Below are 22,731 nucleotides of genomic sequence, written 5' to 3'. Positions count from 1 at the left end.
AAATTCTATGTATAAAGGATTTACTTACCCCATCCTCTATTCCCTTCACCATCTATCTTAATATAATATTATACATAAGTAAATAAAAAGAATGTTATTAATTAACATAAGTTTCACTTATAACCTTTTTCCATCTTCCTTTTATTTTTCTAATAATTCATATTTCATTGATTTTTACGCATGCTAGAAACGGAGGTGATTTAACATGGCTAAACGCAAGTCAAACCACGTCATTCCTGGAGCTAACGCGGCTAGCGCTCAAGGAAAAGGAGCGGGTTATAATGAAGAGTTTTCAAATGAACCATTAACGGAACAACAGAAACAAAATAATAAAAAACGCAAAAAAAATCAATAAAACAATCTCTTATTGGATATACTAATCACTAGTTAGAAAAGCAAAATCGTTTAACTCCATGAAATCTAACGAGAAGGCGTCATTATATGTGACGCTTTTTTCCTGTTCCCATTTCCTGTTTTTGTTAAACCTATTTTTAGAAAGGGGAATTTTTCATCGGATAAATTCCCTGTCACTATCCTACCCTAATAAATGAAAGGGAGGCTTTAACTATGAACAAAAACAGCAGCAAAGACATCAGAAGAAATGCGCCAAAAAGCAATTCTGGACAGCCAGAACCGCTAAGTGGATCTCATAAAGTGAAAAACCGTAAGCATTCTCGCCAAAAACACAATAGCGGACATGATATGTAAAACAGCAGCAAGCTCTCTACAGAGCTTGCTTTTTTATGCGTAGACAAGACAGCTAGTACTTCAAGCTTATTCTTTGCGCAGGAGTTCACTAAGTACATAAACGCGCATATGATAGTAAAGTGAAACACTTTAAATAATGGAGGAACGCAGAAATGAAAAACAAGCGTCTGCCAGCAGACCAAATGTTTGTAAAAGGCTTTCAAGAGTTATTAGAAGTCATGCTTTCAAATCCCTTTATGAGTTATTTAGATTATGATTCCGTTCGTATAGATTTATTTGAAACAGAACAATCATTTATTGTCGAAGCTGAATTATTAGGGTATCACCCTAAGGATATTATCGTTCAGATACAAGCTGACCACTTACAGCTGACAGCCAAAAAATACTGCATTAGAGAATTTCATGATGAAAAGCAAGGAACGCTTGCAAGAGAACAAATGGAAGAAAGCGTTGAACGTACAATCGACTTTCCATTTCCATTGATGAATAAAAAAATTACCGCTACATTTAGTAACGAAATCCTTGAAATTACGATTTCTAAACATGAGACAAATAAATCTAATCAGCAAATAGTCCCTATCGAGTTCCAATAAAGCTGCAGATGTTGTCTCTGCAGTTTTATTGGAACTATTTAATTGTTTATTTAGCACATAGTTTTTTAAGAATATTTTTCTTTTCAAAACAATGGGATATCTAATTTATTTTACGGCACACTACTAAAAAAGAGTAAAAGGAGAACGTTTATGCTTCATACTGCTTGGAAAGGTAAAATCAGCTTTGGATTAATTGATATCCCTATTAAACTGCACGGAGCAATTGAAGAAAAAGATGTAAAGCTGCGCACGCTACACTCCGTTTGCCATACACCTATTCATCAAGAAAAACATTGCCAAACGTGTGGACGAGAAGTAGAATCTGATGAACTGGTTAAAGGATACGAAACCGCGACCGGTCAGTTTGTTGTACTTTCACAACAGGAAATTGACAGTGTCAAAGAACCCTTTGCAGCAAACAAAGCTGTTGAATTGTTACACTTTGTATCGTTAGATGACATTGATCCCCTGTTTTTTGATAAGCCCTACTATATTTCTCCTGGGGAAACAAGCCTAAAAGCTTATTATACTTTATTAAATGCACTTGAAATAACGAATAAAGTCGGTATTGCGAATGTATTTTTATATTCCAAACAGCAAATGGCAATTATTCGTTCCTTGGGCGGATCTCTTGTTCTTCACACGATGCATTTTGAAGAAGAGCTTCGTTCAGTCACAGATGTGCCTAACTTATCCAGTACTTCTTCCATTAATGAAAGCGATACACAAGTGACGGTGGAATTAATTGATAAGCTATCTACTTCTTTTAATCCGTCTATTTACAAAAACAACTACCGAGATGCCTTACAAAACGTCATTCAACAAAAAATAAATCAAGGCGAAGTTACAAAAGGCAGCGGAAGCGAAGAACGAGATATTCGACATTTAATGGAAATGTTAAAAGTGAGCATAGATCCTTCTACTTTACACCCGACAAAATCAACAGCAGAGAAAAAAACTTCATCCTTAAAAAAGAAAGCATAAAAAAGCTAACGAATTTCTTCGTTAGCTTTCATTTGCAACAGAAGTCTTAGGAACAATAGTTCCATATGACGCCGGTATTTTTAAATATTGCGTTACTTGATTATTTTCTACAAAGACAATAAAGTTATCTTTTTTATCTTTTCCAATACCTTTTGCTTTTGCTTCAGACCACGTGAAGCCCAGCTTTTCATTTACCTCACTGCGAGTCGTTTCCGGTCCAAAAACATATACTTTGTCCCATCTAAAATCACATAATTCATTAAAATCAAGGATGGAAGCTTCTTCTTTACTTTGATTTGTTTTTTTAATTTCATTAATTACAGTTTGCTGAAGTTGCGCTTGGTTGCGTTCGCTGTATACCCTGTCAATAAAAAAAGTTGCCAATAGCGCTACTAACGTGAATAGTAGAATCTTTTTCACTTCGTTGTCCTCCTGAAACGTTCTCTGCACATGATACGACTTCTTTTCGATACGGTTTTATTCTCTACTATTCTAGAAAATTCAACAGGAAAATACAACTAAAATCTCGAAATGTCATCAAAACATAAAAAACTTAACACTATGTCAACGCATAAAAAAAGACTTGTTCACTTTCTATCTATTCACCTACTCAGCGCTGAAAAAATGTGGTTCTACCGTACAAATAGCTTCAATAAATTCTTCTACTAACCCTTCTTCTCCCGGCAAAAAAGGCAGCGCACCAACTCCAACACATTCAATACTTTTATAAAAATGATGCTGCTTATAGCCCTCCGCTTTCCCTGGAAACAGCACAATCGCTGTTTGTACCGGTTTTATTCCATTTTCCTCTACAATAGCATCTCGGTAACGATGCATGGTATTAATATCTTCTTCTCTAGGTGAAGGCGTATCGTGATTTGGTTTGATACGATACTTAGCGTCAAAAAGATATACACTTTTTTTCTCCCCTTGCTTTACTTCAAGCAGTAAGTCAGGCTTTTGAATAACGGTATGAGTATGGTGGTATGCTTTCTGATACCATAGCGTGACTTCTGCTTTCCCCACTCGAAAACGATGATAAGACGGCTGCATCCTAACGTTCAACCCTTGTTCTGTCGTTGTCATGATGTTTTGTTCTATCCGCTTGCCGTAAGTTTGCAACTTCTTTAAAAGACTAACATACGTCCAGTATTCATAGAGAGTTGCGATATCTTTTAATGAAAGGTGGTAAAACTCTCCGTTAAGAGCCAATCCTCGCGTTAAGAACATAAAGTATCTGCTTGCTTCCCGGTAGCGGGGTGCCGTACGCAGTGTAGAAGGAAGAATTGAAGCTTGTAGGGTCTTCACCCGTTGCCAAAACGCATTATTTAACAGTCTTTTTAATTCGGCATGATTAGTTTCTAGAGCCGATACGGCTTCTTTTTTTACATATCTATCTTCTATCAATTTGTCAATTAGTGCAGTTAGCTTATGATACAGCTGCGTCATCATCCATTTTACACTTTGATTTTCCAGATTATCATAGGTAGACACGTGCGTGGTGCCAATCGCTTTTGTGGGTACTACTTTTATATTTCGATTAATTTTAATCCCCCTGCTTGAAGATGCAAGATAGGTAGGGTGAGTTCGGACAAATGATATAGCACGGCTATCTTGTTTTTTTATTTGATCGCCTCTCATGAGCTCATGTTCAACTTTTACCGATTGAAATGGCTGCTTTTCAATCTGACGCACAGAATGAAGAAAGGGTTTCATATAGTGAGAGAGAACATGATAAAATTCCGTCCATGTTGCTTGCTTAGACCAAACAGATTTTGCTTCAATATATGTTTTACGAAGCATATCGTATGCCAAATCATGAATATATCCGTTCACTTCATCAACCATGTGTACATAATCTGTCTTGTAGCTCATCTTTGAGGGGAAAATTTCAAGAGTAAAGGAGAGCTCTTTTTCTCTTTCGCTGTAAACATGAAATGTAGAATACCCTACTTCATTTTGAAAGCTTATATTTCCCGTCAAAATGTAGGGAAATCCTACGCTTTGAAAGCTTTGTTCAACTGCTTTTGAATCGTGGTTAACAAACAGGCTTGTTTCATTTTTAGAAACAACTGTAATTTGATAGGTTTCATTTTCAAAAAATAAAGGCTCAAGCGGCGGTTTTGAGGTCATCATGCCTTTTGTTTGATTTAATACTTTTACATGTGTAATTCCTTTTCCTGTACAAGAAAAAAACATCACTTCTTCTGCAGATTTTATTTTTTTCTTATTTTTCCCTTTTATAACCACCGTACACGTGTCAGTTTCAATTTCAACGTACGGTATTAATCCAAAATGACGTGTATCCGTATACTTCAAAACGTCTCATCATCTCCATTATTTTGCGTGCGCTTTTAGGAAATCTCATTCCATCTGCATTTACGACAGCTGTCTCAAATTCATCATCTAACAGCGTATTTGTACAGTAATAATAAAGGTTTTTTAATAAATCAAATGTGTACCCATCGCTTCCTGAAATACGAGGCAAAACTTTTTGCAAAACCTGAAAATCGAACGCCTGATCAAATGTAAACATTCCGCTTTTCACCGCGTAAATTAAATAAAAGCATATTTCGTCGCGTACGCGGTAACCTATTTGCAAATCGACTTCTATAAGCATCTCGTTGACAGTTAGCAATTCATTTGTTACTTCGTGAATGAGCTCAGCATGTTCAACATACGCATCTTTTAAGTGAACATATTGACTTTGAATTTGTACATTTTGAATGCCGTGCTGAGACGGATCTCTATCATCTAAAAAATCAAAAGAATCTAGTTGAATCTTATTTAACTCAATTGTGTTGGTACGATCTAACAACTTTTGACTAAACCCATGAGTTGTTTCATCCATATTAATTGTACCGATAATGAGAAGATTGGATGGCAAATAAATATCTCGAAACATCTTATGTCCCGGGAATAACGGAGCCGTTTTGATTTTCTCTTTTGACCAGCTCCTGCTTTCCATCACGCTTAAAATGTCGCTAAAATAATGCTCAACTCGAGCTAAGTTCATTTCATCCAATATGGCAACATATGTGTAAGCTGGATGCTGAATGGCTTGCTGCATAATCGACAGAAACGATCCTCTGCGAAAATCTCCTCTTAAATCAATATATCCTAATAAATCTGAACTATCGTGCCAATCGGGTCGAACAGGAATGAGCACTTGTCTTCCATTTTCAATCGTGGCACCGATACTATCTGCTAAGAGCTGAGCAAGCTTTGTTTTTCCTGTCCCGCTCATTCCTGATAAAACAATAAACGGTTTGGTCTTTAAAGCAAAGTAGGCGTTGGCTATATCATGTCGTTCATATGTAAATCCAGATTTCCTAATATACTCATGAATATGGACGATGGCGTCTTTGTCCCCCATCATCTCTTTGCTCATTCCGTATGTTTTTATATACTGTTCATGCATACTTAACAGTAAATGCAAGTCCTCTTGCAGCTGATCATTGCTAGGTAAGTCTGCTATATTGTAAGGAAGGTAAAGAGCTACTCTATCCTCAAAGCTTTTCGCTTCCATGCTTGTACCAATGACAATATGATTATCTTTCAATACGCGGGCATGTTCAGGAGTAAAAAATCGAATGTCTTTCAGATCTGTTCCTTCTTCTGAGTCTCCTCTCAACATGACTAAGTAAATACGCTGACCGTCTTCACTGAATAAATACGCGACCATCACGTCACTCTCTATATTCTTATTCGCAAGGGTCACGTAAGGAAATGTTTCAGCGTGGTGTCCCGATATACGCATTTCTTCTCGATTTATATGCTCCAATCGATAAAGAGAAATCGGAAGCCTGCGTGTAAGCATATTTTCTATTTCATGTTTTACAAGTACATCTCCACCCATTTGTTTATAATGTTCCGCTACATACAGCAGCCGCTCGCGCAAACTCATCGAATTCTCTCCTTTCTGCCTTCACTGCAGTTTGTAAAAATAAAAAGCATCGTCAGCTGACCACGCAAAAGGTTCATTTCTTTTATTATAGACGCTTTCTTCGTATAGTAAGCTATTTTATAACGTTAGGAAACACTACATTATTCTTTTCTCTACATACATGTTTATGTTCATTTTAATGAAACATGACAGAAAAGAAAAGCGTTAGGGGCTTAATGAATGAAGGGGCAATGATATATAGGTCCGCTTACGTTAATGGTAAACCTTCCAGAAGAAATAAAGGCGCCCGACACATTGATCTGGTTATTAAGCAGCAAAGCCGCAAGAAACACATCAATCATATCAATAATAATATTAATTCCCACATTTCCGTCTTTTCCTTCGATGCGACTGGTTCCTGTAATAGGGCCGCCTACTGAAACACGAAAAGCTCCGGGTGTCACAAATACTCCTATAATTGTTATTTGGCCAGTTAATAATAATATGGCTGTTACTACATCCAGATCTCGTTGAATGGCAAAGATAAGTTCCCTTTCTTTGTCAAAGCCGCTTTTCCATTCCACATTCTCCACACCCTTAGCACATACTATTCTAAACACGTGTAAGTGTTATTCTAATTCTGCTTTTTCTTTTCTCACTCGCGCTCCGAAAAGTGTAAAACAGATTTTACTGCGTCTTCAATTTCTTTATATCCTGTACATCTGCATATATTGGAAGCCAACCACTCCTTTATAATATCGTCACTGCCTGAAGGATGGCGTTTGGAAAGCAAATGAGCATTCATAATAAAACCCGATGTACAATAACCGCACTGAAAAGCAAAGTGTTCAATAAAAGCTTTTTGCATAGGTGAACTCTTCAGTCCTTCTATAGTCATTATATCTTTCTCTTCTGCTTCTGCCGCTAACATGAGGCAGGATTTCATTGGCCGATGATTTATCCCTACTGTACAAGCTCCGCAGTCTCCATTTAAACAGCCTGGTTTTGCTCCGGTAAGGCCCAGCTTTTCTCTTAATACGTAAAGCAGCGTATCTGCTGTTCGGATATCAACCATTTTTTCTTCCCCATTAACCTTTAGCTTAACTGTTATTCTATACCCTTCATCTCTTAGCACATTACGTTCCTCCCAGCTCTTTGAAAATATCAATCAATAAATTTTTAATCACAAATTTGCGATATCGATCCGATCCTTCTCCATCATTTAAAATTGGAGCCGGTATATAATTAAGAGCAGTTTGAATTCGATCTTCTAATGGAATGTCTTTCTGGTTTAGCACTTCTTCTACTTCAGCTGATCGAAAAGGAAACGAACATACTCCGCTGAAAGCTACTCGAATGTTTTCTTCTGTTTTTAAAGCTGCTACTGTAACTAGTGGATATCCTGTATCCCACTGCTGGCGCTCCTTTATACTCATATACGGGAGGTCAGCATACCTTGTTTCAACAAACACCTGAACAAGCAGCTCTCCTTTTTTTAGCTGCAAACGCCGCTGAAAAAGATCGTGAATCGAATGGAGCTGTATTCCACTGAGATCTGCCACTGCGAGTTGACTATCCGCTAAAAGGAGCGGCAATACGGCTTCTCGATAAAAGATATGCCCACAAATATTTCCTCCCAGCGTTATTTTATTTCGAGCCGTGTGATCAGCCACTTCGCTAGCAGACTTACTTAATAAAGGAAATAAGTTTTTCTCTTCCAGTTCAGTCAACGTTACACCTGCACCAAAAATCATCCAGTCTTTACCGACTTCTGCTTTTTGAAACTCGGGTATATTTTTTATATCAATGACAGCATGGGTAGCAAACAAACCCAACCTGCCCAATGTCAGAATTTCAGTGCCTCCAGCATAATAACGCGGCTGTTTGCCTTGATTCTCTAACTCTTGAAATAAGGCAACTGCTTCTGAAACGGTAGCAGGTTTATGATATTCAAAGTCAAATGAAATCATCAGCATTCCCTTCTTTCATTCTCCAAATTAATTCTGGAATAAGCGGAAGGTGGTTTAATTCTGTTTCTGCTGCCACCGTTAAGCTGTTTCCTAAAGAAGCCGGCATACCAAGCAGCCCGTGTTCTCCGACTCCTCTAGCTCCGTAGGCCGCATCTAATTGAGGCGTATGAACAAATTCTACTACGTACTCCGGATGCTCTCCGTAGCGAAGAGGACGATATTTCCGAAGCTGAGGGTTTAAAATACGACCATTTGAATCAAACCAAAATGTTTCTCTTCCGGCAAACGATAGGCCCATACTCATCGCACCCATGACTTGCCCTCTTGCCATTTTCTCGTTTAACACGGTTCCTATGTCAATAACAGAGACTGCTTTTACAATACGATATCTATACGTTCTAGGGTTATATTCCACTTCAACTCCTTCAGCTGCTACCGTCCATTCAGGACCGGGACGCCCAGCTCCCGTTTCTTTATCCAAGTAGGTCATCCCTCTTAAAATATAATTGCCCCTCCCTATGATTTGCCCTCCAATTGCATTTCCGTTCGGATATTTATAACCATATACAATTTCTTTAAAGGCCAAGGAGGTTTCAGGCTCATCCCGTAAAAAAACTTTTTCATTTTTTATTTCGATATCTTCCTCAGAAGCTCGAAATATACAAGAAGCTATCTTTTTTAATTGGTTAATCACATCTTCAGCCGCTTCTAAAACCGCTCTTCCTGCCATAAAAGTGCCTCTGCTAGCCACCGTTTTCCAATGTTCAGGAGTCGTTTGAGTATCTACTTCCATTCGCACATGAATACGTTCCACGGGCATCTGCAATTTTTCAGCCAGTATTTGCGCGAGCACTGTTTTGGTCCCCGTGCCTAATTCAATAACGCCAGACATTAAATTCACGCTTCCATCAGGATTGAATGTGAGAATAACACCTGAACCTGCGTTTGTTTCAATAGTGGAGGTTTTCCAGACGCAGCTAATCCCTTTGGCAGTAATAAGGCCGTTTTCATGAACTATTCTCTGCCCTTCCTCCCATTTCATTAGCTGCTTCAAGCGACGAATACATTCCGGTAAGTTACCAACGCTGCTAGAAGTTAAACGTACTTGCGTAGGCGTAGTATCACCCGGCAGAATAGCGTTTTTTTCTCTAAACTCCAAAGGATCTATACCTACTTTTTTAGCAAGGATGTCCATCGTGCGTTCAAACGCAAATAATAGTTCCGAATGGCTAAATCCTCGAAATGGAGAAGCGTAAGGGTGATTTGTATATACACATAATGAATCACAAAAAATATGTTCAAGACGATAAGGTCCCGTACAGTCAGCTGCTGCTGCTTTACTCAAGTCCGTTCCTTTATCTGCGTAAGCACCGCTGTCGAACAAATAAAGAATGTCAGCAGCCTGCAAGAGTCCCTCTTTAGAACAACCTAGCTTGATTTTGGCATCTAGACCTACGTGAGCAGGCGAAGTAAGCATATCTTCTTCTCTTGTGTTCAATATTTTAACCAGCCTTCCACCCACAGCTTTTGAAGCTAGATAAGCAAGCAGCTCCAGCTGAACAGCTGCTTTTCCTCCATACCCTCCTCCTACTAGCGGTGTTTCAACGATCACTTTTCCCGCTTCAATTTCAAAGTACTCACTGATTAATTTTTTCACCATAAAAGGAGCTTGAGAAGAAGTGATAATTTTAACTAATCCATTTGGAAGGATTTCAGCAGCGGCGCTTCTTGTTTCCATTGCCGCGTGATCTGAAGGAGATAGAGAAAATGTTTCTTCAACTATTAACTCACTTTTTTGCCAACCTTCTTCTATATTGCCTTTTCGAATTTTAACTCTGTTTGCTACGTTGGTGCCGGGCTCTGGATACACCGTTTCATCATGCTTGTAGATGTGCATATGTTCATGCACTAAAGGAGAATCAGGCTTAATAGCGGCGCTAGGAGAATGTACGACAGGCAACGGCTCATATTGAATATGAACAGAACTCGCCGCACGCTCAGCGAGCGCAGGAGTTTCTGCTACTACTAGGACTACGGCTTCTCCGTGATACCGCACTTTTTCAAATGCAAGCGGTCGCCGGTCACGAACTCCTTCCCCGGTTAACGGCAAATGCTCACCCGTCACAACCGCGTGAACACCGGGAATAGCAATCGCCGCTTGGACGTCTATTGCTTGAATCCTTGCATGAGCGTAAGGGCTGACTACTATTTTGGCATGCAGGGAGCCTTTAAATATGTAATCATTTGTATATCGAGCCGTACCCGTTACTTTTTCCAATGCATCTTTTCGAATAACGCTTTTTCCAATGACCTCCACTCTTTTCACCTCCATCAATCAAAACAGTCGACTTTTCTCTTTGTATATCTTTTTAATGCGCTCATACGCTTGTTTTGTATCAACATCCATAAAAAGGCAAGCGTCGGTCCATTCATACAATATTCCATTTTCAGGTCCGCTTTGTCTTATGATTTTTCTTGCCCCTTGATCTCCTTGCAGCTTATCCAAGCTTGAAAACATTTGTTTTGAAAATAAAACCGGTGCTCTGGCAATTCCTTGATAAAAAGATGAAATAAACGGAACGGAAGAGTGATTCTCAAACAAAGAAACAAATGTATCTATCAGCACGATACTTATAAGAGGCTGATCCGCCAACAGCACAATAATAGCATCAGCGTTTAGTTCTTTTGCTTTTTTTAATCCGCATTTTAAAGACGCAGACTGACCTTTTAAAGCGCTACTACAAGAAGTATGACTCCACTTCTTCTGATATGCTTCTGAAAAAAGAATAGGGTCAACCCACTCAAGTTGATCTCCTTTCTTTGTTACTACTATCGTATGATTTACTTTTGAAGAAACCACTTTTCGTAAAGCCTTACTTCCCAAACACCCATTACCTAAAGGCAGCAGCAACTTATTTCTGCCCATCCTTTTACTAGCTCCCGCAGCAAGATAAACAGCAACAATATTTAATCCGGACATTTTCACCCCTTTTTTTCATCATACATTCGGAGGTTTTGAATTAATTCAGCAAGAATACTAACGGCAATTTCCTGCGGTCCTACCGCTCCTATAGAAAGTCCTACCGGGGAATGAATGCGTGAAGAAATATCAGTATTCAATAATCGAAGCGTGCGCTTTTTAGATCCTAAAACTCCTATATACTTCACAGGGCTTGATTTTAATAGCGAGAGAATTTCTTGATCGCGATAAAAATTATGCGTCATGATCACAACAAAATCATCGCTTTGTATGGACAGCTGTCTGTCTACTTCCTCTGGAAATCCAATATGTATTTCCTCTGCTAGCGGAAAATGTTCCTTATTACATAAAGCCGGTCTCCAGTCGCATAAGGTAACAGAAAACCCCGTATTGGCAGCAAGTGATACTAAATATTTTGCATCGGCGCCTGCTCCCCAGATAATTAGACGAGGCTTTGGTTTATATAGATGAGCATATGTGAGCAAGGAGCAATTTGAAAGTTGAATACCGCTCTTTCTCCCATTCCAATCATCTGTTGCAAAAAATGATGCGTCGCTATTTCCACCAAATATTTCGCCCGTCTTTTCTACATAAAAAGAGGTTGTTTGAATAAAGTTTTTTTCTAATTTTTTAATATGCAAAACAGGATTTCGGTTATCTAAATGACGTTTCACCCGCAAAAGATTTTGCTTCATCCTCACAGTTACAGGTTCTAGAAGAATATAGAGAATTCCATTGCAGCCTGCTCCTTGTCCCCATCCTGCATCACCTTCTTCTTTTAAATTGTACGTAACGGTTAATACGTGCTCAGTGTCGAACAACTCTTTTACGCGCTCAGCAATATCTGCTTCTACACAACCAGCGCTTAACATCCCAATGTTCTCCCCATTTTCTTGGAACAGCATGGACGCTCCTTCTTTTAAATATGAGGATCCTTCTACATGAACAATCGTTGCCAACACACTTTTTACTGTTGATGTGTTTACAGCATGTAAAATATCGTGCATTTTTATTATTCCCTTCTTTTCCTGTCGAGGTTTTAAAATCTTTTCACGTTTTACACAGAACTACAATACGCTACAGTAGACCACTTCTGCTCTCTGAATGAATCCATGTATTATTCATATTTTCAAAGAAGCTACAATAAGCTTTTAAAGACTTAGAAGAACTGTCGTTTGAAAGGAGAATAATATGCTATTCGACTCAACAAAAATCAACCTAGGAAAATTGAACGTTCGCAGTGCTGATCAAGCAAGCAGTATTTCTATTGGAAATACGTCAAAAGTTACAAGATATGTCACATCAAAGAAAAATCAGGCCTTCGGACAGCAGCACGCTGATCAATGTTTTACAACGGGATCTGCTTACAAAACTGTAGATAATGATTATGTAGATGCATTTGCAACAAAAAATGATAAATAAGGAGGAAACTATATGATTTTTTCGCCTATGGTCATTAACTTACAAGCCTTCAAAGTGAACGTTTTGGATAATTCATCTGTTTTAAGCATAGGACCTAATCAGCAGCTTGATGTGTTCGTATCTTATAAACGTAATCAAGGTCTGGGAGAATCAAACGGAGATTTTTCTCCGAACGTAACTCCGTTCTCATGGATTATAGACTCAGATGTAAATGATTCAAATTCAGTTAAAAATAGCGTAATTTAATTTTTTCATCTCCTCTACCTCTACTGCGCACAACTAGCAGCATATCTTCATCTATTCATCTATTAGCATTCAATCGGAAGCCTAATAAATATAACCTGCATCTGAACTGGCTATATTTATTAGGCTTTTTCTATGAAATGGGCACTTTTTGAAAAGATGATGGGCTGTCAATTTGATCTCGATCATCGACACAGCTTCTCGTTCCTATAAAGCCGCTATCATCACCAAAATTTTGCCCAAATCCCTGTGTTTTTTTATCTGAATTATTCCAGTCTGCTAGTAAATTCTGTCCGATATTTACTGCAGACGCATTTTCAAAGGAATTTATCTTTAGCATTAAAATATTAATATTTATAGATGCACCTGCCATTTAAACCACCCCCTTTTCAAACTATATTCAAATTCCATCTTTTTATGATGTGTGGTAAGGAGGAAACCATATGGACTTTGATAAACTTATGCAGTGGATGGAATTTGCTAAAAAATATCAAACAAATGACTTTTGGAACGGTGTTTTTGATCAAACTGCTTTTAACGAATTTATGAAAGAAAATATGGATATGAATGCTCCTGATTCATATCAGGCACCTCAGGCTTCTAAAAGTACTTTTCCACCTGTTGACATTTACGTTACCCCACATGAAATCATTATTATCGCTGACTTGCCCGGCTATCTAAAAGAAAATTTGCACGTGTCTGTTTCAGGCAGCCGGCTTTTGTTAAAAGGCTCACCGCACCCTCTCATCACAGGACAGCCGGTTGTACAAGAACGACCTTCTGGAGACTTTAACCGAATTATTGAATTGCCAGAGCCTACGGATGCGCATCATCTGCGTGCGAAATTTGAAAATGGACTGCTTATTCTTTCTTATCACAGGCAGTTTTTCCAAGAAGAACGTATTCACATTGAATAAGGCTTAGTAGTTTTATGAATGAAATTTAATAATTCACATAAGCATTTATAAACGCAAAGAATTTAACGTGAATTTCCAAACTGGACCCATTTATATTTATCTAATTGTTATTACATCGGAAATAAGCCCAAGATGAGGAGAAGCGAAATGTCTATGAAAGGATTTTTCAACTCCAAACAGACTAACCAACAGCTTCATACTGAGCTAGCGGACTTCAAACATCAAATCAAGCGTATTAACACGCTTGAAGTTCACATGAACCGTTTTCTAAAACTCGAACCGCAAATTGGTTCTCTCATAATACTCAAAAAAAAGCTGGAGGCTCAGCCCTCGCACTCCAATGATTCTTCACCTTCACAAAGAAGCACTCATAAAAATGCTGAACACGCATATGCAAAAGATAAGAAAGAGATTGCTAACCAGCTTCAATTTTTAAAGGAAAAAGTAGCGCAATTGGAACAAGTGATCTCCATGCAACCCCCTCGCGATAAAAAGATAGACGCTGTACCTTATATGGATATAACTCGGTTAGTAGAACAATCTGTAGAAAAACAAATGGCTCCTTATATCGAAAAAATGACCGAACTAGATAACAGAGTTTCAGCATTAGAACGCAGCATGTCGCTTTTAACTGAAGTACAGGTGGACATGCTAAAACGAACGTCTTCCCTTCAAGAAGAAGTAAAATTGATTCACCAAAAAGGCACACTTTTAGAAAATGCTCCCCCGCCTATTCATATTGATAAATTTTTTCTTGATAAATACGAACAAAACAACAATATTGGCCAAGTTGGCATTAAAGAACTCGGCGGTACTTTAAATATCGGAGCTACATACGGAAGCGGAGCTATACCAAAGGATTTCACGGACCAAATCCAAAAAGACATGGAAGAGTTAAAAAACGCTAAATCAGATATTTCTTCTGGTAAAACGAAGCCTGCACAAGAGGAAAAATAGAATTCTTCTTCCTCTTTCGAAAAAGAAGACACGTATACGGAAGTTCCTATTTTTGATGAAGATGATCCAAAGGAAGAGTCAGTCTAAAAAAGTCATAAAATTATATGTAGTTATGACTAGAATTTTTGCAAGCTATTCTTTACACTATAGGTAATAACTTCAAAAAAGGAGATATGCTGATGCCAAAGCTTTTATGGAGAATAGGTGCTGTCATGTTGCTAATGTGTGGAGGCTTTATCTTTTTATTTATTGCTGCTTCGCAAATGATGGTTCAGCAATACAAACCTTTTTTTAGACGCGAGAGTGCATAACTCTCGCGTTTTTTTATTGAATATTATCCTGTTTATGGTAATATATATATCAAAAAGATATAGGAGAGGAAAATAAATGAAGGAGAATCAAACAACATATGCAATTTTAGGACTTCTTACCACGGAATGCAGAACTGGTTATGAAATTAAGCAGTTAATGGATCGAAGTTTAAATCATTTTTGGAAAATCAGTTATGGCCAAATTTATCCCACTTTACAAAAGCTTGTGAATAATGAACTAGCAACGGTCAATTCCGTTGCTCAAACTGATAAACCAGATAAAAAAGAGTATGTAATAACAACTAAAGGAAAAGAAGTTCTGCAAGATTGGCTGCGTGAACCTATTAAGCAGCTCCCTTCCGAAAGAAATGAAATTTTGTTAAAACTCTTTTTTAGTAGTCAGCAAGAAAAGCAACTCACAATTTCCCAGTTAAAAAACGCTCAGCAGAAACTAACTGAACGTTATCACATGTATTGCGGAATCGAAGACAGCATTTCTAACAGCCCTTCTCCCGACAGAACGTATTGGCTTATTACCCTAGACTACGGTAAACGAACAACGTGTGCTTCGATAGAATGGTGCAAAGATACGATTAATAAATTATATGATGAGGAGGCGCATAATTTATGATTCATTCCAATCGTGTGATGGCTAAGCCTGTTCAGGAGTTGGTTGTCTTTGTTATAGGAATGCGCATTAATAAATAGACAGCCGTACACAAATGGTTCCCTGTATTTAAAGCAATGCCTCCTATGATTCGCGAATTGTATACAAACAAAAAACTTGGCTTTTTATCTTTGCAAGGATCTTTTAATTTAAGAACCCTCACGCTGATTCAATATTGGGAGTCAGTTGATCAATTGACCTCCTATGCCAAAGGTCCTCAACACTTAGAAGCTTGGAATTCTTTTTATAAACAGGTTTCAAAAACGAATGCAGTGGGCATTTATCATGAAACGTACGTCATTCCTGCAGGAAATTATGAATCAGTATACGTGAATATGCCTTTGTTCGGTTTAGCTAAAGCGCTTGGATCTGAAACCATAACGAAACATACTCAAACTGCCAAAAAACGTTTGAATGTTAAAAAGCCGCTTTAACTAAAAGCGGCTTTCGTTATATTTGTTATACATATATTTTCAGCATTTGATTGGCACCTTTTTGAAATTCATACGGGACGTCTGCTATTTCTGTTCCCTTTACTAGAGGCGCAATCTCTTCTAACAGCTGCGGCAAATAGGTAGAAATCTTGCCGCTCAAATTCGTTAAAGGAAATAAACGTACTTCCTCTTTTGTAACGCGTATCAGTTCTTTTAAAGCCTCTAAATGAAACGTATAATCTAAACGGTCACTGTACATAAATAAAAAGTTTGCACAAAGCGTTAAATCAAACTCGTTCTTTTGAAACGGCAAATTAGGAAGTGCTCCGTACTGATAGGCTTCAGGATTCTTTTTCATATGAGCAATACAATCTTTTAATGCTCTTTTTCGATGTTCAGTTAAATCATCAATAGACGAAAAATACTTCCACATATACTGTTCCTGTACGTGCTGCATTTGATTCATCGTATGAATTAAATCCAGGCTTCCTTTCTTTTCAAGCTCTTCTGCCGTAAATTTATAGGCAATATCACAGCTAGTAGCCTCCGTACCTTGCTGCAAGGCATGAGCAGTAAAAGAACAGGCCCCGCTAGCACAGTCTAACACTTTTTTTCCTTTTAAATGCTTTTCATTCAAATTAAACATAGCTCTATACTCTTCAAACGTTCTGCCGATAAAAACAACTCGGTCAATTCCTAACTTTTTCTCTGCTAAACTCAACTCTACTCAGCTCCTATCTTTTACTTAGACTTTCATTTTACAGAAAATTGGGTTAAATTCCAATAGTTTATGTAGTAATTAGTTTAACCACTATCTTTTGAAGGCCTAAAAACAGGCTCCAACACATAACTCCTATTGATAAACTCATAAACAAATGAAGAGAGTTTTTTTAGCAAATATAGACGACAGCAAGTAGTAAAATAGTGCCTGGCAGTCCATAAAGAACGCCGAGTGTAAACTGACTGACCACTTCCTTTTTTTCTCCTTGCACTGATAACCATATAATACTTAGTAAGCTCACAATTGGAAGGGCAGCCACAATTCCACCGTATGTCGGAAATCTTTTGGCCATTTCTGTTACCCCTGTAATAATAAGAGCAGACATTAAAATTTTGATGATACTATACATGTTTTGCACGCTCGCTCAATAACTGAAAAGCCTGTTGAATCAGCTGTTTTTCAGATGCTGTCATTTCGCGTAAAATAGCTGATACTTTTTCTTCATCCAAGCTTGAATTCCGTTTTAACAGGTCTTTTCCTGCTTCTGTTAAATGCAGAATTACTTTTCTTTCATCATGTATATCTCTATTTTTATATACATACCCCTTATCAATACTTCTCTTTACGTGTTCAGATGCCGTATTATGTGAAACGTGTAAATAATCCGCAATTTCTTTTATTCCAACCGAAGATGATTTATCTATATGCTGTAAAAGACGTATTGTTTGGTGTGTAATTTTCTCTTGATGCGTATAGTGCAAATGATAATAAATAGACGTCCAATAACTGTTTAACTCTTCTACTTTCATGATCCTGCTCCTTTATATCGTATTTTTAGTTATTATCGTATTATACGATACATATATATTACAGGAACAACAGCCAGGTTTCAATACTACCTTCTTTTTATCTGACATCTCACATAATAATACGATTTAACAGTTACACTAATCGTACACACTGTGAAAGGCGGTTGTATGACATTGATTCTTCGACTGTTAAAATGGGTTCCGAATCTCTTTACGATTGGAAATTTGCTAAGCGGCGTATTTTCCATAGCTTTTAATATGAATAGCTACGAACGCTTAGCTGCTCTTTTTATTTTTCTAGCCGCTTTTTTCGATTTATTTGACGGCAAAATTGCGAGAAAGCTGAAAGTTAACAGTGCGTTTGGTGTAGAGCTAGATTCTTTGGCTGATATTATAAGCTTTGGCGTAGCGCCTGCAATGCTATTTCATACTCTTTCTCCCCTCTCTTGGCTAACCGTACTCGGTTTTATGATTTATCCAAGCATGGGCGCATTAAGATTAGCTAAATTTAGTGCAAATCCAACCATAGGTTATTTTATAGGGCTTCCTATTCCTTTTCCCGCTCTAATTATCGCACTGCTTGGCATGTTTTATTACGTAAACCCTTACCTTATGATTATTTTAGCTATTTTGATGGTTAGCCCTATTCGAGTGATGAAAATTTAGATGCAATAAAAGACAGACAAAATGCCTGTCTTTTATAGTGCTGTCCATTCTTCGAACAGCATTTTATGCTTGAATTTCAGCTCATGTTCTCTTTTTTCAAGCTGAGCTTGTAAAGAGAGCCACTCGCTATTATCAGGTGCTGAGCATAATTTTTCTTCAAGGGACAGTAAGGAATCCAGTACGTCTTCAAGCTGAGCAGCCACTTCTCTTTGCTGTTTTATGTTCATTTTTTTCAACAGTAGTTTTTCATTTTTCTTCATTTTTTTCACCTCTTTCTTTTCTTTACCCAATGTTGAGTGTTTTAGTATAGAAAGTATATGGTTAAAAATATTTCTACTGTAATAAAGATTCTTTAATAGCTTATTTTATTTTTAATGGTCATTTAGAAGATAGTTTAATAAGATTATTGCATCTGATACAATTAGTAATACTTTTACAAACCGTGATATACTTAAAAAAAGAAAGGATGATGAATAGAAAATTATGCTGCAAAAATTTGGTTTTTCTCAGTATGAAAGTCAAGTATATGAAGCGCTGCTTGCGAATGATGGTCCGCTGGATGCTAGTTCGATTGTTACGTATTCGCATGTTCCAAAAGCAAAAATTTATGAAGTGCTTAATCGTTTAATTGATAAAGGTATTGTAGTAAATACATTGTCCGGGAAAAAGAAACTTTACTCAGCGGTAGCCCTTCAAACCGTCATTCAAAAACTTACTGCTGATTTTGAAAATGACATTAATGAATTAAAAACATATAAAATAAAAAAAACGTTTACAGATGACCATGTTTGGAGTTTAAAAGATAAATCCTCTATTTCTGCCCATATTGAACAATTGATTCATGAAGCGGAATCTTCTATTATTTTATCCGCCTGGAATGATGAGTTAGAACATTACCGCTCATTGCTAGAAGAAAAAGAGAAACAAGGCGTAAACGTCGAGGTCTTAACCATAGGAAACTTGCAGACTGCCCTCAAACATTTACATACATTAAATCCAATAGATGATCATAAAAACCTTGAGCCGTCGCAGTTGATTATTGTTGACGATGCTTACCTTTTATTTGCCGGCATTGAACATGAGACATGGAAAGCAATAAAAACCATGTCGCAGCCGCTTGTAAAAGTTTTTGCTGATTTCTTTTATCATGACGTTGCACTTACCCATATTACAAAGAAATATCAAGAGCAGCTTCTTCAAGATTCTGAGATCATGGAGCTGCTTACTCGACTGCGATATTAAAAAGGTTACTAATTCATTAGTAACCTTTTTAATATTACCTATTGAAATCCTTTCTAAAAAAGGTTACTATTCTAGTTGTAACTTTTTAAAGAGGGGGTTTTTTGATGAATAAAAAAGTTTACATACTTGCGATTGCTTCCTTTGTTGTTGGAACGGTCGAATTAATTCTAGGAGGCATCTTAGACTTAATTGCCGATGCATTTCATGTATCATTAGCAAAAGCAGGTTATTTAATCTCTATTTATTCGTTTGTTTATGCCTTGTCTGCGCCGATTTTACTAAATGTGACGGCTAAGATAGAGCGTAAAAAAGTTTATATGTGGACATTATTTATTTTCTTATTGAGCAATGTATTTTCAGCCTACAGTTCAGGCTATTATATGCTACTGATTGGACGTATCCTTGCTGCTGCGAGCGGTTCTTTTATCATTGTACTATCTACCACAATGGCTTCTAGAATGGTAAAACCTAAATACCAAGGCAGAGCAATTGGCATCGTATTTATGGGAATCAGCGGCTCACTTGTTTTAGGCATTCCTCTTGGTATTCTGATTGGAAATGCGCTTGGCTGGCGTCAAGTATTTGTTATGATTGCAATTTTGACTGCCATTATTATGATTACCGTTTGGTTTACAATGGAGCGTCTAGCTCCTGCTCCAATTGTACCGTTAAAAACTCAGGTAAAAGCTTTACGCAATAAAAAAATGCTCGCTATTCACCTAGCAACATTATTTGTACTTGCGGGCCATTTAACGCTTTATGCGTACTTCACACCATTTTTACAAGAAACACTAGGATTAAATACAAGGATGGTGACCATTATTTATGGTATTTTCGGTCTTGCTGCCGTGGCAGGAGGAGGACTTGGAGGAGCTGTTTCTGATAAATGGAACCCTTCTTCATCTGTTATCACCATGATTGCTCTCTTTTTTGTTAGCATGATTGCTATGCCTTTTGGCGTTCATTTGCCATTCGTTGTGTTCTTGCTTCTTATGATCATTTGGAGTGCGCTCAGCTGGGCGGTCTCACCGGCTCAAAGCAATTTAATTATTCATAGTGCACGCGACACGTCGGACATTTTAATCAGCACCAATGCAGCGATTTCACACGTAGGAATTGCGATCGGCTCCTATGTTGGAGGAATTGTCGTTAATCAATACTCTGTTATTTATAACGGCTGGGTCGGATCTATTTTTGTTTTGCTTGGTCTTTTCTGCTCTCTTTATGCGGTAACGCGAACAGAAAGCACAGCAGATACGCTTCACAGTAAATAAGCTTTTATAAAAAAGCGTACACACATGGTGTACGCTTTTTTTGATTATGATGGGTCTCCATGCATTTCAGCTGCAAATTGAGATTCGGACATGACGATAAAACCATGCTTTCTTAGCAACGCAGTCGTTACCCCTTCACCGGCTAATTTAACATTTGAAAATGCTCCGTTATATATATGTTCACTTCCACATGAAGGGCTGTTTTCTTTTAGTACAATAACAGTAGCTTTTATTTCTTTTGCGATGCTTAGTGCCTTATAGGCCCCGTCTATGTATATATCTGTCACGTCTTTTCCCGATCGTTCAATAACTCGCGCATTTCCATTTATTACGTCTATTCCCGTTCCTTTTATAATTTCTGCCGGTTCTCTAGGCGTGTGAAATCCACCTAACAGTTCCGGACACATCATCACCGCCTCTTTATTTTCAACGAGCGCTTCAATTTCCTTAGCTAAGGCACTGCTTCCATTATATCTGCAAGCTTGACCTGCTAAGCAGGAACTAACCAAAATCACAGAATTCTCCCTCCCATAAAAAAACACTTCTCATTCATCATACAAAGAATATATGATGAATGGAAGTGTTTACCTTTTATATTTTATTCAAGATCACGCTTTGACTCCTGCTCTTTGTCTCGATCCGTTTTCGCTTCAAATTCAGAGCGAGTCATTATGTCCTCTACATGCATATTTACTTCTACTACTTCTACTACTTCTACTACTTCTACTACTTCTACTACTTCTAAGCCCGTCATCTCGTGAACTGATTTTTTTACGTTATTAACGATTTCAGAGAAAATAGCTGGAACATTTTTCCGTATTCGACAATTACTTTTAAATCAAGGGCAACTTGCTTTTCTCCTACTTCAGCGTTAATCCCTTTTGTGATATCTTCAGTGCCGCGGAAGCGATCTGTTAACCCGCTCATTGATAAAATTCCTTTAATTTCATTAGCTGCAATTCCAGCAATTTTTTTAATGACTTGATCTTCAAATGTTAACGTATTTTGATGTGTATTTTCCTGAGATTTTACTGGTGTATTTGTTTCATTAACTGCCATAACTAACATCTCCCTTAAAGTGATTTTCTATCTTCCTTTAGTAAAGAATCCTACCCAAGCATTTATGTCTAAATGACCGTCTCGCCACTTCCCGATTACATAACCAATTCCCATAAAAGCTACAATTAGCAGCGTGGGACCAAAACTAATTGTTAATAACAAAATTGCCAACACTAAACCTGCCAGAATACCAAGTACTCGGCCACGGTACGGAATCAATTTATCAGGAGTACTCATTATGTCCCTCCTTCATCACACAACACGCTCTTTCTTTCGTGTTTGTGTATCTGTTAAGTCAATACGGACCGAGTGAACGGGAAGCTCGAGTAAGGCCTCCACGGCGCGTTTTGTTTCAAGCTGCATTTCTTTTCCTAGTGTTGGTAGTCCATCTCGTCCAAACAACGAACAGTTGATATACAGACTAACTTTTTCTTTGCGAGAATGAATAGATGCCTGGACTTCAGGAGAGCGTATTCCCTGAAAGCTTCTAATTGCTCGTAAAGCTGTAGATTCGATTGTTGCTTTAGAAATTGTTATTTTGCCTTCACCAGTTACAATTGCTAAATTCTTTTTAGGCGGTCTGCTAAATATGCCTGTTAAAAGAAAAATAATAAAAATAACTGCTAAAAATGCGCTTATTGATAAAATTGTGTAGTAAAACCACTCCTGATGCCGCCACTTTTCTAACCAGTTTGAAAGGTGAGGAACCCTATAAACCATCAGTGCTAACATACCGGAACAAATCAGTCCTGCAATTCCAATAATTGCGATTAAAAACAGATTAAAATTATTCAATTTTCCACCTCATTTCAACGTGAACTCCTACTGCTTTTTTGTTGTGTGTAAAGGGAAGGCAACGAGATATTCAATAGTTAGCCGCAATATTTT

General features: G+C 37.6%; 31 protein-coding genes and 2 pseudogenes. 14 read left to right on the top strand and 19 right to left on the bottom strand.

Going from position 1 to position 22,731, the window contains the following annotated elements; all coding sequences use genetic code 11:
* The first annotated feature begins 205 nt into the window (after nt 1–205).
* The 4 genes from sspO to ku all read left to right on the top strand — a co-directional run bounded on the left by sspO (nt 206) and on the right by ku (nt 2,285).
* The gene (gene sspO, locus AC0C45_RS17405; protein WP_013083371.1) at nt 206–355 is read left to right on the top strand and encodes a small acid-soluble spore protein O; all 150 of its coding nucleotides are present in this window, start codon (nt 206–208) and stop codon (nt 353–355) included.
* A 212-nt stretch (nt 356–567) separates the two neighbouring features.
* On the top strand, nt 568–708 hold the full coding sequence (locus AC0C45_RS17400) for a small acid-soluble spore protein P (protein WP_013057256.1): 141 nt from the start codon (nt 568–570) through the stop codon (nt 706–708).
* Between the two features lie 152 nt (nt 709–860).
* Nucleotides 861–1,301, top strand: coding sequence for an Hsp20/alpha crystallin family protein (locus tag AC0C45_RS17395; RefSeq protein WP_034651639.1), 441 nt, complete (start codon nt 861–863; stop codon nt 1,299–1,301).
* Nucleotides 1,302–1,451: 150 nt separating this feature from the next.
* Nucleotides 1,452–2,285, top strand: coding sequence for a non-homologous end joining protein Ku (gene ku / locus AC0C45_RS17390; RefSeq protein ID WP_237892334.1), 834 nt, complete (start codon nt 1,452–1,454; stop codon nt 2,283–2,285).
* Between the two features lie 21 nt (nt 2,286–2,306).
* Here the strand turns inward: ku and AC0C45_RS17385 are convergent, their stop codons facing one another.
* The 9 genes from AC0C45_RS17385 to AC0C45_RS17345 all read right to left on the bottom strand — a co-directional run bounded on the left by AC0C45_RS17385 (nt 2,307) and on the right by AC0C45_RS17345 (nt 12,128).
* On the bottom strand, nt 2,307–2,705 hold the full coding sequence (locus tag AC0C45_RS17385) for a hypothetical protein (RefSeq protein ID WP_013057259.1): 399 nt from the start codon (nt 2,703–2,705) through the stop codon (nt 2,307–2,309).
* 186 nt (nt 2,706–2,891) lie between these two features.
* Nucleotides 2,892–4,604: a DUF2357 domain-containing protein gene (locus AC0C45_RS17380; protein ID WP_472928365.1), complete on the bottom strand. Its 1,713-nt coding sequence runs from the start codon at nt 4,602–4,604 to the stop codon at nt 2,892–2,894.
* Nucleotides 4,558–6,192 (bottom strand): MrcB family domain-containing protein, encoded by a 1,635-nt coding sequence (locus AC0C45_RS17375; RefSeq protein ID WP_016764319.1) that lies wholly within the window; start codon nt 6,190–6,192, stop codon nt 4,558–4,560. The genes AC0C45_RS17380 and AC0C45_RS17375 overlap by 47 nt, the downstream gene beginning before the upstream one ends.
* Before the next feature lie 212 nt (nt 6,193–6,404).
* Nucleotides 6,405–6,755: a hypothetical protein gene (locus tag AC0C45_RS17370; RefSeq protein WP_237892338.1), complete on the bottom strand. Its 351-nt coding sequence runs from the start codon at nt 6,753–6,755 to the stop codon at nt 6,405–6,407.
* A gap of 71 nt (nt 6,756–6,826) precedes the next feature.
* Nucleotides 6,827–7,306: a (2Fe-2S)-binding protein gene (locus AC0C45_RS17365; RefSeq protein ID WP_257062437.1), complete on the bottom strand. Its 480-nt coding sequence runs from the start codon at nt 7,304–7,306 to the stop codon at nt 6,827–6,829.
* Between the two features lies 1 nt (nt 7,307).
* Nucleotides 7,308–8,141, bottom strand: a complete 834-nt coding sequence (locus AC0C45_RS17360) for an FAD binding domain-containing protein (protein WP_237892339.1) — start codon at nt 8,139–8,141, stop codon at nt 7,308–7,310.
* Entirely contained in the window at nt 8,128–10,458 is a 2,331-nt protein-coding gene (locus tag AC0C45_RS17355; protein WP_257062435.1) for a xanthine dehydrogenase family protein molybdopterin-binding subunit, read from the bottom strand. The genes AC0C45_RS17360 and AC0C45_RS17355 overlap by 14 nt, the downstream gene beginning before the upstream one ends.
* 18 nt (nt 10,459–10,476) lie before the next feature.
* Nucleotides 10,477–11,121 carry an NTP transferase domain-containing protein gene (locus AC0C45_RS17350; RefSeq protein ID WP_216876166.1) on the bottom strand — a complete coding sequence of 215 codons (645 nt, stop codon included), beginning with the start codon at nt 11,119–11,121 and terminating at the stop codon, nt 10,477–10,479.
* Between the two features lie 2 nt (nt 11,122–11,123).
* A complete protein-coding gene (locus tag AC0C45_RS17345; RefSeq protein ID WP_237892342.1) occupies nt 11,124–12,128 on the bottom strand; it encodes an XdhC family protein in 1,005 nt (334 codons plus the stop codon).
* A gap of 184 nt (nt 12,129–12,312) precedes the next feature.
* On the opposite strand from AC0C45_RS17345, the gene AC0C45_RS17340 reads away from it, so the two are divergent.
* Nucleotides 12,313–12,543 (top strand): hypothetical protein, encoded by a 231-nt coding sequence (locus AC0C45_RS17340; RefSeq protein ID WP_237892343.1) that lies wholly within the window; start codon nt 12,313–12,315, stop codon nt 12,541–12,543.
* A 12-nt stretch (nt 12,544–12,555) separates the two neighbouring features.
* The gene (locus AC0C45_RS17335; protein ID WP_013057270.1) at nt 12,556–12,789 is read left to right on the top strand and encodes a hypothetical protein; all 234 of its coding nucleotides are present in this window, start codon (nt 12,556–12,558) and stop codon (nt 12,787–12,789) included.
* A gap of 130 nt (nt 12,790–12,919) precedes the next feature.
* On the opposite strand, the gene AC0C45_RS17330 is transcribed toward AC0C45_RS17335, so the two are convergent.
* Nucleotides 12,920–13,159: a hypothetical protein gene (locus AC0C45_RS17330; RefSeq protein WP_013057271.1), complete on the bottom strand. Its 240-nt coding sequence runs from the start codon at nt 13,157–13,159 to the stop codon at nt 12,920–12,922.
* A 70-nt stretch (nt 13,160–13,229) separates the two neighbouring features.
* On the opposite strand from AC0C45_RS17330, the gene AC0C45_RS17325 reads away from it, so the two are divergent.
* From AC0C45_RS17325 to AC0C45_RS17305, 5 genes and pseudogenes are all read left to right on the top strand, one after another.
* Complete coding sequence (locus AC0C45_RS17325) at nt 13,230–13,703, top strand: Hsp20/alpha crystallin family protein (protein WP_043982850.1); 474 nt, start codon at nt 13,230–13,232, stop codon at nt 13,701–13,703.
* A 147-nt stretch (nt 13,704–13,850) separates the two neighbouring features.
* Nucleotides 13,851–14,660 (top strand): hypothetical protein, encoded by an 810-nt coding sequence (locus AC0C45_RS17320; protein ID WP_257062429.1) that lies wholly within the window; start codon nt 13,851–13,853, stop codon nt 14,658–14,660.
* 179 nt (nt 14,661–14,839) lie between these two features.
* Nucleotides 14,840–14,971, top strand: a complete 132-nt coding sequence (locus tag AC0C45_RS17315; protein ID WP_013057274.1) for a hypothetical protein — start codon at nt 14,840–14,842, stop codon at nt 14,969–14,971.
* A 76-nt stretch (nt 14,972–15,047) separates the two neighbouring features.
* Nucleotides 15,048–15,602 (top strand): PadR family transcriptional regulator, encoded by a 555-nt coding sequence (locus AC0C45_RS17310; RefSeq protein WP_016764331.1) that lies wholly within the window; start codon nt 15,048–15,050, stop codon nt 15,600–15,602.
* Nucleotides 15,599–16,072: pseudogene (locus AC0C45_RS17305) on the top strand (DUF4188 domain-containing protein). The gene AC0C45_RS17310 and the pseudogene AC0C45_RS17305 overlap by 4 nt, the downstream one beginning before the upstream one ends.
* 25 nt (nt 16,073–16,097) lie before the next feature.
* On the opposite strand, the gene AC0C45_RS17300 reads toward AC0C45_RS17305, so the two are convergent.
* From AC0C45_RS17300 to AC0C45_RS17290, 3 genes and pseudogenes are all read right to left on the bottom strand, one after another.
* Nucleotides 16,098–16,793, bottom strand: a complete 696-nt coding sequence (locus tag AC0C45_RS17300; RefSeq protein ID WP_257062427.1) for an SAM-dependent methyltransferase — start codon at nt 16,791–16,793, stop codon at nt 16,098–16,100.
* 67 nt (nt 16,794–16,860) lie between these two features.
* Nucleotides 16,861–17,202 (bottom strand): annotated as a pseudogene (locus AC0C45_RS17295) (DUF3147 family protein).
* A complete protein-coding gene (locus AC0C45_RS17290; RefSeq protein ID WP_016764337.1) occupies nt 17,195–17,602 on the bottom strand; it encodes a MarR family winged helix-turn-helix transcriptional regulator in 408 nt (135 codons plus the stop codon). The pseudogene AC0C45_RS17295 and the gene AC0C45_RS17290 overlap by 8 nt, the downstream one beginning before the upstream one ends.
* A 174-nt stretch (nt 17,603–17,776) precedes the next feature.
* On the opposite strand from AC0C45_RS17290, the gene pssA reads away from it, so the two are divergent.
* On the top strand, nt 17,777–18,268 hold the full coding sequence (gene pssA, locus AC0C45_RS17285) for a CDP-diacylglycerol--serine O-phosphatidyltransferase (protein ID WP_257062565.1): 492 nt from the start codon (nt 17,777–17,779) through the stop codon (nt 18,266–18,268).
* Nucleotides 18,269–18,300: 32 nt separating this feature from the next.
* On the opposite strand, the gene AC0C45_RS17280 is transcribed toward pssA, so the two are convergent.
* A complete protein-coding gene (locus AC0C45_RS17280) occupies nt 18,301–18,528 on the bottom strand; it encodes a hypothetical protein (RefSeq protein ID WP_034651602.1) in 228 nt (75 codons plus the stop codon).
* Nucleotides 18,529–18,751: 223 nt separating this feature from the next.
* Here AC0C45_RS17280 and AC0C45_RS17275 point away from each other — a divergent pair, with 223 nt between their 5' ends.
* Together AC0C45_RS17275 and AC0C45_RS17270 are read left to right on the top strand one after the other, a co-directional pair.
* Nucleotides 18,752–19,510, top strand: coding sequence for a TrmB family transcriptional regulator (locus AC0C45_RS17275; RefSeq protein ID WP_016764340.1), 759 nt, complete (start codon nt 18,752–18,754; stop codon nt 19,508–19,510).
* 104 nt (nt 19,511–19,614) lie between these two features.
* Entirely contained in the window at nt 19,615–20,784 is a 1,170-nt protein-coding gene (locus AC0C45_RS17270; RefSeq protein ID WP_257062423.1) for an MFS transporter, read from the top strand.
* A 44-nt stretch (nt 20,785–20,828) separates the two neighbouring features.
* Here AC0C45_RS17270 and AC0C45_RS17265 read toward each other — a convergent pair whose 3' ends face one another.
* The 5 genes from AC0C45_RS17265 to amaP form a co-directional block, all read right to left on the bottom strand.
* Entirely contained in the window at nt 20,829–21,299 is a 471-nt protein-coding gene (locus tag AC0C45_RS17265; protein ID WP_016764342.1) for a 2-thiouracil desulfurase family protein, read from the bottom strand.
* An 83-nt stretch (nt 21,300–21,382) separates the two neighbouring features.
* On the bottom strand, nt 21,383–21,538 hold the full coding sequence (locus AC0C45_RS17260) for a hypothetical protein (protein ID WP_472928357.1): 156 nt from the start codon (nt 21,536–21,538) through the stop codon (nt 21,383–21,385).
* 17 nt (nt 21,539–21,555) lie between these two features.
* The gene (locus AC0C45_RS17255; RefSeq protein WP_257062417.1) at nt 21,556–21,843 is read right to left on the bottom strand and encodes an Asp23/Gls24 family envelope stress response protein; all 288 of its coding nucleotides are present in this window, start codon (nt 21,841–21,843) and stop codon (nt 21,556–21,558) included.
* 27 nt (nt 21,844–21,870) lie between these two features.
* Nucleotides 21,871–22,080, bottom strand: coding sequence for a DUF2273 domain-containing protein (locus AC0C45_RS17250; RefSeq protein ID WP_237892354.1), 210 nt, complete (start codon nt 22,078–22,080; stop codon nt 21,871–21,873).
* 15 nt (nt 22,081–22,095) lie between these two features.
* Entirely contained in the window at nt 22,096–22,638 is a 543-nt protein-coding gene (gene amaP / locus AC0C45_RS17245; RefSeq protein ID WP_047934024.1) for an alkaline shock response membrane anchor protein AmaP, read from the bottom strand.
* Nucleotides 22,639–22,731 lie beyond the last annotated feature (93 nt).

This window comes from Priestia sp. VA7 (assembly GCF_055710015.1).
The sequence above is the reverse complement of the archived record's forward strand: the minus strand, read 5'-3'. Positions and strand labels throughout refer to the sequence as shown.

Coding starts and splice junctions, on each gene's coding strand:
- sspO (WP_013083371.1), top strand. CDS start 206: ATGGCTAAACGCAAGTCAAACCACGTCATTCCTGGAGCTAACGCGGCT.
- AC0C45_RS17400 (WP_013057256.1), top strand. CDS start 568: ATGAACAAAAACAGCAGCAAAGACATCAGAAGAAATGCGCCAAAAAGC.
- AC0C45_RS17395 (WP_034651639.1), top strand. CDS start 861: ATGAAAAACAAGCGTCTGCCAGCAGACCAAATGTTTGTAAAAGGCTTT.
- ku (WP_237892334.1), top strand. CDS start 1,452: ATGCTTCATACTGCTTGGAAAGGTAAAATCAGCTTTGGATTAATTGAT.
- AC0C45_RS17375 (WP_016764319.1), bottom strand. CDS start 6,192: ATGAGTTTGCGCGAGCGGCTGCTGTATGTAGCGGAACATTATAAACAA.
- AC0C45_RS17360 (WP_237892339.1), bottom strand. CDS start 8,141: ATGATTTCATTTGACTTTGAATATCATAAACCTGCTACCGTTTCAGAA.
- AC0C45_RS17350 (WP_216876166.1), bottom strand. CDS start 11,121: ATGTCCGGATTAAATATTGTTGCTGTTTATCTTGCTGCGGGAGCTAGT.
- AC0C45_RS17345 (WP_237892342.1), bottom strand. CDS start 12,128: ATGCACGATATTTTACATGCTGTAAACACATCAACAGTAAAAAGTGTG.
- AC0C45_RS17340 (WP_237892343.1), top strand. CDS start 12,313: ATGCTATTCGACTCAACAAAAATCAACCTAGGAAAATTGAACGTTCGC.
- AC0C45_RS17335 (WP_013057270.1), top strand. CDS start 12,556: ATGATTTTTTCGCCTATGGTCATTAACTTACAAGCCTTCAAAGTGAAC.
- AC0C45_RS17330 (WP_013057271.1), bottom strand. CDS start 13,159: ATGGCAGGTGCATCTATAAATATTAATATTTTAATGCTAAAGATAAAT.
- AC0C45_RS17325 (WP_043982850.1), top strand. CDS start 13,230: ATGGACTTTGATAAACTTATGCAGTGGATGGAATTTGCTAAAAAATAT.
- AC0C45_RS17320 (WP_257062429.1), top strand. CDS start 13,851: ATGTCTATGAAAGGATTTTTCAACTCCAAACAGACTAACCAACAGCTT.
- AC0C45_RS17315 (WP_013057274.1), top strand. CDS start 14,840: ATGCCAAAGCTTTTATGGAGAATAGGTGCTGTCATGTTGCTAATGTGT.
- AC0C45_RS17310 (WP_016764331.1), top strand. CDS start 15,048: ATGAAGGAGAATCAAACAACATATGCAATTTTAGGACTTCTTACCACG.
- AC0C45_RS17290 (WP_016764337.1), bottom strand. CDS start 17,602: ATGAAAGTAGAAGAGTTAAACAGTTATTGGACGTCTATTTATTATCAT.
- AC0C45_RS17280 (WP_034651602.1), bottom strand. CDS start 18,528: ATGAAGAAAAATGAAAAACTACTGTTGAAAAAAATGAACATAAAACAG.
- AC0C45_RS17275 (WP_016764340.1), top strand. CDS start 18,752: ATGCTGCAAAAATTTGGTTTTTCTCAGTATGAAAGTCAAGTATATGAA.
- AC0C45_RS17270 (WP_257062423.1), top strand. CDS start 19,615: ATGAATAAAAAAGTTTACATACTTGCGATTGCTTCCTTTGTTGTTGGA.
- AC0C45_RS17260 (WP_472928357.1), bottom strand. CDS start 21,538: ATGACGGGCTTAGAAGTAGTAGAAGTAGTAGAAGTAGTAGAAGTAGTA.
- AC0C45_RS17255 (WP_257062417.1), bottom strand. CDS start 21,843: ATGGCAGTTAATGAAACAAATACACCAGTAAAATCTCAGGAAAATACA.
- AC0C45_RS17250 (WP_237892354.1), bottom strand. CDS start 22,080: ATGAGTACTCCTGATAAATTGATTCCGTACCGTGGCCGAGTACTTGGT.